Raw genomic sequence first — 13,667 nt, 5'->3', positions numbered from 1 at the left:
CCCTGTCTGCGCGCCCCCGGGCGCTCGTGGCCTGCCACGTGGGTCTTTCTGCCACGTGGCCCTGTGCGACTACGAGGTTCGTGGCCTCCGGTTCGGTCGTGCCTTCTGTTGCTTGCGGCCCTGACATGTCATCGGCCGGTCCGGAGGCGTACCGACCCGGATGCGATTGCAGGTACTCTCGACCGGTGGCACCTGGCCAGTCGGGCGCCAGGCTGATCGGGCGACGAGACGAGTGTCGAGTCCTTGACGACCTCCTGCGAGGCGCCAAGGCGGGGCGCAGTGCGGCCTTGGTCCTGCGGGGCGAGGCGGGAATCGGCAAGACCGCACTCCTCAAGTACGCCATCGAGCGGTCGGACGGATGCCGGATCGTGCGGGCGGCCGGCATTCAGTCGGAGATGGAACTGTCGTACGCCGGGCTGCACCAGCTGTGTTCTCCGCTGCTTGCCGGTCTGGACCACCTTCCGGAGCCTCAACGAGATGCGCTCGGTGCGGCGTTCGGACTCCGGTCGGGCACTACGCCCGACCGGTTCCTGGTTGGCCTCGCCGCTTTGAGCCTGCTCGCCAATGCAGCAGCCGACCAGCCACTGCTCTGTCTCGTCGACGACGCGCAGTGGCTGGACCAGGCATCGGCACTGACCTTGGGCTTCGTCGGCCGCCGGCTGCTCGCGGAGTCCGTCGTACTCGTCTTCGCCATCCGCGAACCCGTGTCGCACGAAACACTGGCCGGGCTGCCCGAAGTGCCGGTCGGAGGGTTGCTCGAGCGCGACTCCCGAAGACTGCTGGACTCCGTCGTCACCGGTCCGCTTGACCTGCGGGTGCGCGATCGGATCCTCGCCGAGGCCGGCGGCAACCCGCTGGCCATTCTCGAACTGCCGCGCAGATGGACGGGGGCGGAAGTGGCCGCCGGCCTCGCGAAAGCGGACGCGCGGCCGCTTTCGAGCCAGATCGAGCGGGAGTTCGTCCGCCGGATCGAGTCGCTCTCGGTCGAGACTCGATCGCTCATGGTTGTCGCGGCCGCCGAGCCGGTCGGTGACGTCAGGCTGTTGCGACGGGCGGCCGAGCTTCTGGGCGTCGACGTCGACGCCGCGGTCATGAACGCGTCGGAGCTGATCACCCTCAACGCCCGCGTCCGGTTCCGGCATCCGCTGGTGCGCTCCGCGACGTACCGGGTCGCATCTTCGACGGAGCGCCGGGCGGCACATCGTGCGTTGGCGGAGTCGACCGATCCCGAGGTGGATCCGGATCGCCGGGCGTGGCATCGTGCGCAGGCCGCGTCAGGTCCTGACGAGGACGTCGCGATGGAGCTCGAGCGTTCGGCCGTCCGCGCGCAGGCACGCGGTGGGATGGCGGCGATGGCCGCGTTCCTGGAGCGCGCGTCCGAGCTGACCGACGATCCTGGTCGGCGCTCGACGCGCGCGCTGGAAGCTGCCGAAGCGAAATTCCAGGCCGGGTCGTTCGGATCGGCGACGAGTCTTCTGGCGACAGCCGGCATCGATCCGCCCGACGAGCTGACTCGTGCCCGGATCGATGTGCTGCACGCCGGTCTTGCCTTTGCGCAGGGGCGCGGCATGGACGCTCCTGCTCCGCTGCTTGCCGCAGCTCGTCGGCTCGAGCAGTTCGACGTAGCACTTGCTCGTGACACCTACCTGGAAGCAGTCTCGGCGGTAGTCTTCGCCGGCCATCTGGCCCGGAGCCCGGGGTGGCCGGAGGTGGGAACGGCGGCGCGTGGTGCGCCGCCGTCGCCGTTACCACGTGCCACCGATGAACTGCTGGATGCGTTGGCGATGCGTTTGACGGAGGGCTTCAAGGCCTCGGTACCGGCGATCGAGAGCGCCCTCACGACCTTCTCTGCCGACGACCTTCCTGTGCAGGAGTCGCTGCGCTGGCTCTTGCTGGCGGGGGTCATTGCGGCGGATCTCTGGGACCTCGAGCGCTGGCAGACGGTGACGACTCGCCATGTAGAACTCACCCGTCGGACCGGCGCGCTCAGCGGGCTTCCGCTGGCGCTGGACTCGTCGGCCGTGGTGCTCGTCTTCGCCGGTGACCTGATGGCGGCGGCAGCAGTGGTCGAGGAAGTGCGAACGGTGAGTACTGCGACCGGGACCGTCCAACCGCCCTTCGGGGCTCTCGCGTTGGCCGCAGCTCGTGGACATGAACGGGAGGCACGCGCGCTGATCGATGCGACTGTCAGTGAGGGGGCCGTCCATGGTCAGGGGCTCGGCGTCACGGTTGCGAACTGCCATCACGCAGTACTGTGCAACGGCCTCGCGCAGTACGAGGAGGCAATGAGTGCGGCGCGCGCGGCCGCCAGGTACCAGGAGGAATTCGGCGCGCCGCGATGGGCCCTTGCCGAGCTGATCGAGGCAGCCGTGCGCAGTGGCTCGCCCGAGGCCGCGCACGACGCGTTGGAGCAGCTCTCGGAGACAGCACGGGCCAGCGGCACGGACTGGGCACTCGGCGCCGAGGCCTGCTCACGCGCTCTGCTGAGCGACGGCGTCGCTGCCGAGGATCTCTACCGTGAGGCGATCGCGCGGCTCGCCAGGACTCGGGTCCGCGTGAACTTGGCCCGGGCGCATCTCTTGTACGGCGAGTGGCTGCGACGGGAGAACCGCCGTGTCGACGCTCGCGTGCAGCTCACGATCGCCCACGAGATGTTGAGCCAGTTCGGCGCTGACGCCTTCGCCGAGCGCGCGCGTCGTGAGCTGCGGGCGACGGGAGGGAGGGTACGCGAGCGCGCCGTCGCTCCACAGTCCGCACTCACGGCCCAGGAGGCGCAGATTGCTCGGCTTGCCGGCGACGGGCTCACCAATCACGAGATCGGCGCGAGGCTGTTCCTCAGCCCACACACGATCGACTGGCACCTCCGCAAGGTCTTCTCGAAGCTCGGCATCACTTCTCGCAGAGAGATCTCCACCAGGCTCGCCCAGAGCACAGCAACGTCAGCCACAGCAACAATCTGATCCAACAAACGGTCCGGACCCGGGCGGTCAGGTCAGCACGTCGACGATTGCGGTGACAGGGCCGTAGGCGGTCTGGCCGGTGATGGAGTATCTGGTGCCCTGGGGGTCGGGTTGGCTCCACTTGACCGGCGTGGATCGGACGACGTTGTCCTTGACCCGCATGACCGTGACGTTGTGGGGGAGCCGCGGAGTACTTCCTGCCTTGGCGGTGAGGTAGACCTTGTCCTGCAGGATGTTCTTCGCGGCACTCTTGGCGAAGATGTCGATCGAGGCGTACGGCTCGAAGTACCCGGGCATCCCCGGTACGGCGCGGAACATCGACTGCCAGTCCGCCGGCTCCCACACGAGCATCCCGAGGCCCTTGTTGTCGACGATGTCGTTCGCCGCCTGGATCACGCGCTGGAGCGCGTCGGCCTGACCTTGCACCGTGCGCGGGAACGTGGAGTTCGGCATCGGAGCGCCGCCTTCGCCGGATGCCGGGTAGGACGTTTCAGAGATCTCGAGCCGGTAATTGCCCAGAGTCGTCGCCATGGTGTGCAGGTAGAGATCGAGCTCGTCCGGCGAGCCATGCCACTCGGGATAGTAGGACAGTGCCAGGACATCCGGATTCACGCCGCGGGCCTTGAGCCGGGGGAGGAGTTGCTGCCAGAACTCCATGGTCTTGTCCAGCCGGTCCTTGTCCACGATGGCGTGGATCTCGACCTTGGTGGACGGCGAGGCCTTGCGAACCGCGCTGATGCCGGTGGCCATCAGTGCTGCGAAACGATCCCACGCCTGGTTGTACTTGACCTGCTCCTCCGGCACTGTCGACTTCCAGTACTTCCACAGCAGGCCGCCACCCGGCTGGGACTGGTAGATGTCCTTGTCCCGGTCGAAGTACGGCGGGCTGGTCGTGCCGATCTCGGCGGCCTCGCTGCCGTACAAGAAGCCGTTGATGACTTCATTGCCGACAGCAACTTTATCCGGCCGCGTTCCCTGCCGGACCAGGCGGCGTACGTAGTCGTAGGTGAACTTGTCCATGGCCTGCTGCAGTTCGGGGAACGTCAGTTGTGCCCATGCACGCGGCTTGGGCTGCTTGCCGGGGTCGGCCCACGAGTCGGCGTAGTGGAAGTCGATACCGAGCTTCATGCCGTGCGCGACGACAGTCTTGGCGACCGCCGCGGTGCGGTCCGGGCCCTGGTACGCCGGTGAGGTCGGAAGGCCCGAACTCTCATCGCGGGGCTCGTTCCAGACGCGCAACCGGGTGTATTGCATGCCGCGGTCGGCCGCGACGTCCAGCAGATCCGGCCCGGCGCCCATGTTCTCCATCGACGGGTTCGGATTCACGTAGAAGTTCTGACCTTGGTGCTGGTCGGCGTACGACATGTCCGCGCCGTTCACCAGGTCGTCGCGAAGATAGTTGAACGCTCTGATCTCGCTGATGCCCACGGTCGCACCGGGACTGGTGCCGATGATCCGGACCCGCAGGTAGCGGATTCCCTCGCGATGGACCAGGTCCACGGCACCACGAGCAGCGACCGTACTGCGGGAGTGGTCCGCGATTGCGGCCCAGTGCGAGTTGTCCCTCGACGCTTCGACGACGTAGCGATAGGTGGCACCGGCATCGGGGAAGACGACCTCGACCTTGCGGATCGCGTCGTACCCTCCGCCGAGATCGAGTGTCAGCCATTGCCCTGGGCCGCGGTTGTCGGCGATCCACGCTGTCGCTTCGTCCTGATCCTTCGCGAGTGCCGCGGTGGCCGAGCCACTACTCACCTGGACCGACGACCAGAACTTGGCCGCGATGTCGCTCGCGATCGGGTTGATCGTTGCTGTCCCGCCGATCCCTGCGGCCGGCTGCGGAGAAGTGATGGCGGCGAGGACCACCAGAGCGGTGACAGATCTGAGGAGATGCGTTGGTCTCATCACGGCGGCGTCCTGTCATCGAGGCGGAAGCTGTGAGCGGTCACAGAATCCGTCCCAGCACGACCGGTGTCAAGAGCTGGAGGCCACGCGGAGGACGAGCTTGCCTCGGGTGTGTCCGACTTCGCCGCGGCGGTGCGCCTCGGGGGCCGTCGGGCTCGACCAGGAACGCGCGAGCCTGGCGGCCATGTGCCTAGGCCCGCTCGAGCGGGGTCAGTGTGTGCCCGAGCGTAGGAGCTGTCGGGTAGTCGGGCGGCCTTCTTCGTTGAGGCGTACGACGACATGCTCGTTCCATCGCTCGTCGGTGCGGGGGTGGTCCGAGCGCCAGTGGCAGCCGCGGCTGTCTTGTCGTGTGGTCGCTGCCGCGATGACAGATCGCGCCACCGTCGCGAGTGGTCCGTTGCCCAGGGGCTCGAGTTCGTCCGCAGCGGCGTTCAGACCTGCGCCATCGCGACGGATACCGGCGTACTTGGTCAGGATCGCGCGGATCCGTTCCGGTTCGCGATCATGGTTCAGCGCCAGGTCGTGTGAGCGACCGTGGACGGTTGCGGGGAGGTCGAGGGTGAGGGCCGTGGCAACGCGCCGGCCGAAGACCAGGCCCTCCAGGAGGCTGTTGGAGGCGAGCCGGTTGGCCCCGTGCACGCCGGTTGCGGCGACCTCGCCGACGGCGTACAGACCTGGTACGTCGGTTGCGCCGTCGCGGTCGGTCCGGATACCGCCGCACAGGAAGTGTTCGGCGGGCGCGACCGGGATCTGCTCGGACAGCAGGTCGACCCCGATCCGTGCGCAGGAGGCCAGTACGGTCGGGAACCGGTGACGAAGTACGTCGGGTGCGATGGAGGTGGCGTCGAGCCAGACGTGGTCGGATCCGTCCCGGCGCATCGTTGCCTCGACCTCCCGGGCGACGATGTCCCGCGGGGCCAGATCGGCTCGCGGGTGCCGGCCGGCCATGATCCTGCGCCCATGGATGTCACGTAGTACTGCGCCTTCACCGCGGACGGCCTCGGTGACCAACGGCAGTTGACCGCTGGTCTCACCGGTGAAGAGTGCGGTCGGGTGGAACTGGACGAACTCCATGTCCACCAGGGATGCACCGGCCCGCAGTGCCAGAGCGATGCCGTCACCGCGCACCGTCGGCGGATTGGTGCTCGCGAGGTAGGCGTTGCCGATTCCGCCGGTGGCCAGTACTACGGCGCGCGCGTGGATCCGGGTGATCTCCGTGCCGGTCTCGACGAGCACGCCGACGACGCGGCCGGAGTCCGACTTGATCAGGCCGATGGTCCGTCCGTCCATCGTCTGAACGCCGGTGAGCTCCAGCGCGCTGCGGAGCGCGCGATGAACCTCCGCGCCGGTGGCGTCACCGCCTGCGTGCACGATCCGGGGATGACCGTGGCCGCCCTCGACAGTTCTCGACAGGGATCCGTCGTCGTTCCGGTCGAAGCGCGCCCTCTGAGCGATCAGCTCGGCAAGTCGCTGGGGTCCTTCCTCGACCAGCGCCCGAACGTTGCGAGGATCGCAGAATCCTGCGCCGGCGATGTCGGTGTCGCGCGCGTGGTCGAGCGGATCGTCCTCGCCGTACGCGGCGGCGACACCGCCCTGCGCCGACGGTGTGCTGCCGTCGCCGGCGCTGAGCAGGAGCACCTCGCGGGTGGCTGCCAGGCCGAGCGCGGTCGAGAGACCTGCCACGCCGGCGCCGATGACGACGACGTCGACGGAGCGCGTCATCGAGCACCTGCAGGTTTGCCGATGGCAACCATCCGTTCGACCGAACGCCGGGCACGCTCGACGACCTCGGGCGCCAGGTGGATCTCGTCGCGTCCCTCACGCAGGCACCGCACGAGGAGTTCCGGGGTGATCATCTTCATGAATCGGCACGAGGCCTTGGGGTTCACCGGCAGGAAGGTCGTCTTCTGGTTCACCTTGCGAAGCTGATGGAGCATGCCGATCTCTGTTGCGACCAGGGCGGTCTTCGCGGTCATGTCACGAGCCGTGTCCAGCATGCCGGCGGTGGACAGGATGTGGGTCCGATCTGCCGGCAGATCACCCACGCCGGCGAGCCAGACGGCCGACGACGCGCAGCCGCACTCGGGATGGACCAGAACCTCGGCCGCGGGGTCGGCTGCCACCTGAGCGCGCAGGTCGGCCGCGCTGATGCCGGCATGCACGTGGCACTCGCCCATCCACACCTCGATGTTGTCCCGACCGGTCTGCCTCCTGACATGGGCCCCGAGGAACTGGTCGGGCAGAAACAGGACCGGCTGATCCGCCGGGATCGAGTTCACCACCTCGACCGCGTTGGACGACGTACAGCAGATGTCGGCCTCGGCCTTCACCGCCGCGCTGGTGTTGACGTAGGCAACCACCGCGGCGTCGGGGTGCTGGGCCTTCCAGGCCCGCAGCTGGTCGGCGTCAATGGTGTCCGCCAGGGAGCAGCCGGCCTGAGCAGTGGGGATCAGCACGGTCTTGTCAGGGCTCAGCAGTTTGGCGGTCTCCGCCATGAAGTGCACGCCACAGAACACGATCGTGGACGCGTCGGTACTGGCCGCGATGCGAGACAGTGCGAGCGAGTCGCCGACGTGATCGGCGACATCCTGGATCGCCGGTTCCTGGTAGTTGTGGGCGAGCACCACCGCATCTCGCTCCCGGGCCAGGCGGCGTACCTCTTCCTGCCAGCTGATTGCCGTGCTCTGAGCAACGGTCACGACGGGGTCCTTCCATCGACAGGTTTTCGCTCGATAGGCGATAACTAGGGTGACGGTACCATCTGCGACGTGCCCGCAGCCAAGAAAGGTGATCCGGTTAACTTCCCCAGCTATCCCCATGAGGTGCTGGCCGTGGTTCTGTCCGTCCGCGACGGCAGGTTGTGTGTCCTGCTGTGGAGACGCGGGCGGAGTCCGCACCGGGATCGCTGGGCCTTGCCTGGGGGTGGCGTCGAGCCCACCGAAAGGCTCCGGGAGGCCATCACCGGTCATCTCGCGGCGAAAGTCGACGTCCGCGATGTCGCGCATCTGGAGCAGTTGGCCACCCACAGTGCGATCGACCGTGATCCGCGGGCACGGGTGCTGGCGACGGCCTATCTCGGCCTGGTTCCGTCCGACGTGCGGCCCAATCTGCCGACCGACACGGTCTGGCACCCGGTGGACGATCTACCGCGTACGGCGTTCGACCACCACTACTTCATCGACGCAGCGGTCGCGCGGCTCCGGGCGAAGCTGTCGTACACGAACATCGGATTCGCCCTCGCTCCGCCCGAGTTCACCATCGCGGAGTTACGCGACTTGTTCCGCGCGGCGCTGGGCTACGAGCTCGGCGCCACCAATCTGACTCGCGTTCTGACCCGGCGGCACGTGATCGACCCGACCGATCGCACGTCTCGCCCCGGGCAGTCCGGCGGACGCCCCGCCACCGTCTACAAGTTCGTAGCCCACGAGCTCACCGTCACAGACCCCTTCGCCGTACTCCGCCCACCGCGCTGATCCAGCCACTTCGCACAATCTCTGAGCGGTGCGCCAAGCTCGCCATCGCCTCGCTGAGCGCCGACTAGGAGCCGTGCAGTTGCTCGCCGGCCAGGTGCAGAAACCCGTGCAACCGGTGATAGTCGCGGCAGGAGGGCAGGCCGTTCATGACAAGCGTTGAGCGGCAATGGCTGAAGTTGGGCGCGGGCAGTGAGTACAACAAGTACTGGGAGAGATATTTCAGCATCGCTGAAGAGGAGCGCGTGACAGCGCTGGCCGAGGGTTTGGTACCTGAGGCACAGCGTCTGGAATCGGCGATGAAGTGGTGCGCGGCGCCTGGTGGTAGTGAGCTCTGGATCGTCCTGGTCCTGCACCCGCGAAGGAGCAGGCTCCTTCGGGCGCCGGGCCGGATGGATGCCGGCCAGCCGTACGTTGAGACCGTCCTGCCGTGGGATTCGGCAGCGGGTCTCCCGGATGATACGCAGCAACGAGTGATCATTGACCGCCTACGGGACGTGTTTGACGAACTGATGAGGCGGGGTGCCGGAGCCTTTCGGGCCAACCAAGGATCGATAGCGACGACAGTCTCAGGAGCCGGCAGGGTCATCCACCGAATGCGGCAAACCGCAGCTACCGCTGGCCGGCGGGCGGTGGAGTCGTGCTCGGCTGACTCGGAGCAGACTGTGCGCGATGACCACCTCTGCGTAGCAGCCAACGGCAACCGCCCGCAGCCCTCCGAGGCGCCTGCCAAGCAGGCGTTGATCTGGAATGCCGGATAGAACCAGAAGGTCCGTGCGGGGTGAGGCGTGCTGCCGAGCATCCGGTACGCGATGGCCATCAGCCGCGGCCGTACTTCGACGAACGTCGTCAGTGCCTCGTCGAGATCCGACAGTTCTTGTCTCACGCTTCCGGCCTTCCTGCACTCTGGAAATGTTTCCTCCCTTCACGTTCCGTCGTCGGTGCCGCCGTCGCGCCCTGGCAGACCCATAGGCGATCCCGTGGTCCGGATGACCACGGGAATGCTCGCGTGGTTCGGTCCTGTCACATTTCGGCGAGCTGTCCGGACCTAGAGGTGTACTCAGTAGATCGACTACCTCGCCGGAAAGGGCGGCACATTATGAAGACCATCGTTCTCGTCCACGGGTTCTGGGTGACCCCGCGTAGCTGGGAACACTGGATCGACCGTTACCAGAAGGCCGGCTACACGGTCGTCGCGCCCGCTTACCCTGGGTTCGAGGTGGAGGTCGAGGCACTCAACGCCGACCCGACGCCGATCGAGGCGGTGACCGCCCCGGAGATCATTTCGCATCTGGAGTCGGTGGTCGGAGCCCTCGACGAGCCGCCGATCATCATCGGCCACTCCGCCGGCGGAGCGTTCACGCAGGTCCTCCTGGACCACGGATTCGGTGCCGCGGGCGTGGCGGTCAACTCCGCGCCGACCGAGGGTGTGCGCGTCACCCCGCTGTCCCAGGTCAAGGCGTCGTTCCCGGTGCTGAAGAACCCGGCGAACCGGCACAAGGCGGTCGCGCTGACGCCCGAGCAGTGGAAGTACACGTTCGCCAACACCTTCACCGAGGAAGAGTCCCTCGAGCTCTACCACCGGTACCACGTCCCGGCCTCGGGGCGGATCTTCTGGAACAGTCTGCTGGCGAACTTCGAGCCCGGCCCGCAGGATGTCCACGTCGACTACCACAACGACAACCGGCCGCCGCTGCTGTTCATCTCCGGCAGCGAGGACCACCTGATGCCGCCCAGCATCCAGCGGTCGAACGCCAAGCACTACAAGTCGTCGAAGACCATCACCGAGATCAAGGAATACGAAGGCATGCCGCACCTGCTGCCCGCGCACGAGGGGTGGGAGGAGGTCGCCGACTACGCCCTCGCCTGGGCCGCAGAACAGGCCGGCTGGCCGGCCCCAGCCGGCGCCTGAAGGACGTCCGCCTTGGCAACTCACAGTGTGGTTGTCAGCGGTAGGGATCGCGCTCGGCTTCTTGGCGGACTGCCTGGAGGGCGAGACGGAGGTCGGGGATTGGGACCGAGCCGAGTGCGAGTCTGAGGGCTTGCGGCACCGTGGGCGTTGTTGCGAATGGTTCAGCTGTCGAGACCGCGACCTGTTTGGTGGCGAGAGCTGCCGCGATGCGGTCCGGGCGTGCATCCGGTGCCAAGGGCAACCACAGGAAGTACGACGACGGGTGGCTGAGATAGGGCGTCCCGGCCAAGGCCTCGGCGGCGATGGACTGGCGTAGGCGGGCGTCGGTCCGCTTCTGTGTCTCCAGGCGGTCGGCGGTGCCGTCGTCCAGCCACCGGGAGGCGATCGCTGCTGTCAGGCCAGGGGTGTGCCAGGTCGTTGCCCGGATGGTGCGTTCGAGTGCCGGCACCAGCTCGGCGGGTGCGCCGATGAAGCCGAACCGCAAACCGGTGGCCACGCTCTTGGACAGGCTCGACACGTAGATCGTGAGGTCAGGCGCGGACATCGCCAGGGGCGCTGGTGCGTCCTCGACGAGGAAGGCGTACGAGGCGTCCTCGATGATCGAAACGCCGTACCGGTCGGCGATCGAGACGAGTTGGGTGCGTTGCGAGTCGTCGAGCACCCAGCCGAGCGGGTTGTGCAGGGTCGGCATCGTGTAGATGGCGCGGACCCGCCGGCGTCGGCACAACTGCTCGAGTGCATCGAGATCAGGCCCGGCCTCGGTCACCGGCAGGGGCGACAACTCCAGCGCCAGTGTGCGCGCGAGCACGATGAGCCCGGGGTACGTGACAGCGTCCACAGCAACCACGTCGCCGGGCTGAAACAGGGCCATCGCCGTCACGGCCAGTCCGTGCTGGGCGCCGTTGACGATCAGGATTCGTTCGCGGCCGACGTCGAGTCCCCGCCGGCGCAAGTGACTGGCGACCGCGGTCCGGTCCTGAACGCGTCCGCGGTGAGGCTGGTAGCGCAGGAGCGCGTCGAGGTCGCCGGCTCCAGCGAGGTCCCGCAGTGCCTGGCGCAGCAGCTCGGCCTGGCCGGGAACCGAGGGCGAGTTGAAGCTCAGATCGATGGCGTCGACGGCCACCGACCGTTGATCGATCTCATCGCCGGAGGCGGCAGAGAGGTCACGGACGAACGTGCCTCGGCCCTGCTCGGAGCTGACCAGCCCCATCGCTTCCAGTTCGGCGTACACCCGGGATGCCGTCACGACTGCTATTCCGTGGTCGGTGGCGAGCTTGCGATGAGTGGGTAGGCGGTGACCTGCCGGCCACCGCCCGTCGCGGATTTGCGCGGCCAGCGCATCGACCACGCCCTTGTACTTCGGAACTCTCACCACCGCAGTGTATGCATGACAATTTCTCGATCGTCATGGATCAGAGTCCTAGCCTGTGGATCATGCACATCGCGATCCTGACCTTCGACGGCTACAACGAGCTCGACAGCCTCATCGCCCTCGGCATTCTGAACCGCGTCAGCGCACCCGGCTGGCGGGTCTCGATCGCCGGCCCGACGCCGCGGGTGCGTTCGATGAACGGCGTCACGATCGATGCCACGATCGATCTCGATGAGGCCTGCACCGCGGATGCCGTCGTCGTCGGCAGTGGCCGGCAGACCCGCGAAGTAGTGGAGAACGCTGCCATCATGAGTTCGCTGTGCCGGCTGGATCCTGCCCGGCAATTGTTGGCCGCGCAGTGTTCCGGCGCGCTGGTCCTGGCCAAGCTCGGACATCTGCGTGACGTGCCCGCCTGTACTGATCTCGTGTCCAAGCCGTGGGTAGTGGCGGCCGGCGTTGAGGTCCTCGATCAGCCGTTCTTCGCCCGCGGCAACGTCGCAACTGCGGGCGGCTGTCTGGCGTCGACGTACCTCGCCACTTGGACGATCGCCCGCCTCCACAGCCTCGAGGCTGCCGAGGACGCCATGTACTACGTCGCGCCGGTCGGCGAGAAGGATGAGTACGTCGCCCGGGCACTGGGCAACGTAGCTCCCTACCTCGAGTCGGCTTCGTCCGAACTCGCGGCGTACGAGGTGTGAATGCCGCGTCGGCGAGACACGGGGGAGGCACCCGTGGATTCCCCGGGTGCGACGGACGCTTCCCAAGAGCACGGTGGTGATAGGCCGCTCCTGAGCGCGGCCCTGTGAATGACGGAGGAACCATGATGACGAGAGGTAGACGCCGGCCGTTGACGCCGTTGGGAGCCGTGGCCCGTGGAGGCGCTGCCGCCGCACTCGGCACGCTGGCGATGGATGTCCTGCTCTACGGCCGCTATCGCAGGGATGGCGGCAAGAGCGCGTTTCCGCGCTGGGAGTTCTCAGCCGACGTGCACAGCTGGGACGAAGCCCCAGCGCCTGCCCAGGTGGGCAAAAGGCTGTACGAAGGTTTGCTCCGTCGTGAGCTGCCGGACCGCCGGGCGGCCCTGGTCAACAACGTCATGCACTGGGGCTTCGGGATCGTCAACGGTGCGGTGTACGGCGTACTCGCCGGATCGGTGCCGGTGCCGAAGGTCCGGTACGGCGCCCTCTTCGGCGCGGGCGTGTGGGGGAGCGGTTATGTGACCCTGCCCGCCGCCGGGCTTTACGAACCGATCTGGAAGTACGACGCCAAGATCCTCGCAAAGGACCTCAGTGCGCACCTGGTCTACGGGCTGAGCACCGCTGCGGTCTTCCGCGCTCTCGACTACGTGCGGAGGCCAGGGCGATGACTGGAGACGCGCCGGGTATCGGTGTAAAGATCCTGCACGACCGCAGCGCCATCACCGTCGGGCTGTCCGGTGCCAGCGCCTGCCTGGTCATGCTGACACCAGAGCTCGACCTGGGTACCTCGGGCAAGCTCGGCGTCGGGCCCTGGAAGAAGGAGAAGACGCGCTAGCAATCGGTCGGCCTTCGATCATCCTTCAAGGACTGGTTGACCGGGTCAGCGCCTTCGGGTTGCGTTCAGTAGGCGTCGGCGGCGTGGGACGACAGGCGCTGGGGTCTCGACGATGTCTGTAGGTTCTGCGGTGGCGGGCGTGATGGGGAGGCCGCTGGCGGCCGGGTCGAGATCGATCCTGCGGGCAGTGGGGGTGTCGGTCCTCGCCGGTGCAGACTGAGGCTTGCGGGTGACGTACGCCCGGATGCGTCCCGCCGACCGGACCGTGCGGTGCTCCTCCACCGACCCGTCCAGTGCTTGAGTCGCGACGCGGCGACGCTTGTTGGTGATCAGGAACGACAGCCAGATGCCGGCCGCCCCGGCCAGCATCAGGATCACTCCGACGGCGGGCAGGTCGACGACGTCACTGCGGTCGCGTAGACCGAAGGCGAGAATCGCGCCCGTGGCCATCAGAAAGATCCCGAACCCAATACTCATCACGCGCCTCCCTTGACCGGGCCCTGAGGAGCACCCGG

11 protein-coding genes are annotated in these 13,667 nt (G+C 67.3%); 6 read left to right on the top strand and 5 right to left on the bottom strand.

The features are described from left to right. The first annotated feature begins 185 nt into the window (after positions 1–185). Positions 186–2,960: an AAA family ATPase gene (locus AB0I34_RS23785; RefSeq protein WP_360448458.1), complete on the top strand. Its 2,775-nt coding sequence runs from the start codon at positions 186–188 to the stop codon at positions 2,958–2,960. Between the two features lie 27 nt (positions 2,961–2,987). Here AB0I34_RS23785 and AB0I34_RS23780 read toward each other — a convergent pair whose 3' ends face one another. From AB0I34_RS23780 to nadA, 3 genes are all read right to left on the bottom strand, one after another. Beyond that, positions 2,988–4,865, bottom strand: coding sequence for a glycosyl hydrolase 53 family protein (locus tag AB0I34_RS23780; protein ID WP_360448456.1), 1,878 nt, complete (start codon positions 4,863–4,865; stop codon positions 2,988–2,990). Between the two features lie 210 nt (positions 4,866–5,075). After that, the gene (nadB, locus tag AB0I34_RS23775) at positions 5,076–6,587 is read right to left on the bottom strand and encodes an L-aspartate oxidase (RefSeq protein WP_360448453.1); all 1,512 of its coding nucleotides are present in this window, start codon (positions 6,585–6,587) and stop codon (positions 5,076–5,078) included. Then, positions 6,584–7,564, bottom strand: coding sequence for a quinolinate synthase NadA (nadA, locus tag AB0I34_RS23770; RefSeq protein WP_360448450.1), 981 nt, complete (start codon positions 7,562–7,564; stop codon positions 6,584–6,586). The genes nadB and nadA overlap by 4 nt, the downstream gene beginning before the upstream one ends. Before the next feature lie 69 nt (positions 7,565–7,633). On the opposite strand from nadA, the gene AB0I34_RS23765 reads away from it, so the two are divergent. After that, positions 7,634–8,338: an NUDIX domain-containing protein gene (locus AB0I34_RS23765; protein WP_360448447.1), complete on the top strand. Its 705-nt coding sequence runs from the start codon at positions 7,634–7,636 to the stop codon at positions 8,336–8,338. Between the two features lie 1,096 nt (positions 8,339–9,434). Next, complete coding sequence (locus AB0I34_RS23760) at positions 9,435–10,247, top strand: alpha/beta hydrolase (RefSeq protein ID WP_360448444.1); 813 nt, start codon at positions 9,435–9,437, stop codon at positions 10,245–10,247. 34 nt (positions 10,248–10,281) lie between these two features. Here the strand turns inward: AB0I34_RS23760 and AB0I34_RS23755 are convergent, their stop codons facing one another. Then, positions 10,282–11,619 carry a PLP-dependent aminotransferase family protein gene (locus AB0I34_RS23755; RefSeq protein ID WP_360448441.1) on the bottom strand — a complete coding sequence of 446 codons (1,338 nt, stop codon included), beginning with the start codon at positions 11,617–11,619 and terminating at the stop codon, positions 10,282–10,284. A 62-nt stretch (positions 11,620–11,681) separates the two neighbouring features. Between AB0I34_RS23755 and AB0I34_RS23750 the strand changes: the two genes are divergently transcribed. The 3 genes from AB0I34_RS23750 (at position 11,682) to AB0I34_RS23740 (ending at position 13,152) form a co-directional block, all read left to right on the top strand. After that, positions 11,682–12,317 carry a DJ-1/PfpI family protein gene (locus tag AB0I34_RS23750; protein WP_360448439.1) on the top strand — a complete coding sequence of 212 codons (636 nt, stop codon included), beginning with the start codon at positions 11,682–11,684 and terminating at the stop codon, positions 12,315–12,317. Positions 12,318–12,442: 125 nt separating this feature from the next. Continuing rightward, positions 12,443–12,985, top strand: coding sequence for a DUF1440 domain-containing protein (locus AB0I34_RS23745; RefSeq protein ID WP_360448436.1), 543 nt, complete (start codon positions 12,443–12,445; stop codon positions 12,983–12,985). Continuing rightward, a complete protein-coding gene (locus AB0I34_RS23740; protein WP_360448433.1) occupies positions 12,982–13,152 on the top strand; it encodes a hypothetical protein in 171 nt (56 codons plus the stop codon). The genes AB0I34_RS23745 and AB0I34_RS23740 overlap by 4 nt, the downstream gene beginning before the upstream one ends. A 45-nt stretch (positions 13,153–13,197) precedes the next feature. Here the strand turns inward: AB0I34_RS23740 and AB0I34_RS23735 are convergent, their stop codons facing one another. Next, on the bottom strand, positions 13,198–13,629 hold the full coding sequence (locus tag AB0I34_RS23735) for a DUF6458 family protein (RefSeq protein ID WP_360448430.1): 432 nt from the start codon (positions 13,627–13,629) through the stop codon (positions 13,198–13,200). Between the last annotated feature and the right edge of the window lie 38 nt (positions 13,630–13,667).

Origin of the sequence: Kribbella sp. NPDC050281 (genome assembly GCF_040655855.1) — a bacterium.
Classification (GTDB): domain Bacteria; phylum Actinomycetota; class Actinomycetes; order Propionibacteriales; family Kribbellaceae; genus Kribbella.
Note: the sequence above shows the minus strand (reverse complement) of the source record. Positions and strands in the feature narration are given on the sequence as shown.

Coding starts and splice junctions, on each gene's coding strand:
- AB0I34_RS23780 (WP_360448456.1), bottom strand. CDS start 4,865: ATGAGACCAACGCATCTCCTCAGATCTGTCACCGCTCTGGTGGTCCTC.
- AB0I34_RS23750 (WP_360448439.1), top strand. CDS start 11,682: ATGCACATCGCGATCCTGACCTTCGACGGCTACAACGAGCTCGACAGC.
- AB0I34_RS23735 (WP_360448430.1), bottom strand. CDS start 13,629: ATGAGTATTGGGTTCGGGATCTTTCTGATGGCCACGGGCGCGATTCTC.
- AB0I34_RS23740 (WP_360448433.1), top strand. CDS start 12,982: ATGACTGGAGACGCGCCGGGTATCGGTGTAAAGATCCTGCACGACCGC.
- AB0I34_RS23760 (WP_360448444.1), top strand. CDS start 9,435: ATGAAGACCATCGTTCTCGTCCACGGGTTCTGGGTGACCCCGCGTAGC.
- AB0I34_RS23745 (WP_360448436.1), top strand. CDS start 12,443: ATGACGAGAGGTAGACGCCGGCCGTTGACGCCGTTGGGAGCCGTGGCC.
- nadB (WP_360448453.1), bottom strand. CDS start 6,587: ATGACGCGCTCCGTCGACGTCGTCGTCATCGGCGCCGGCGTGGCAGGT.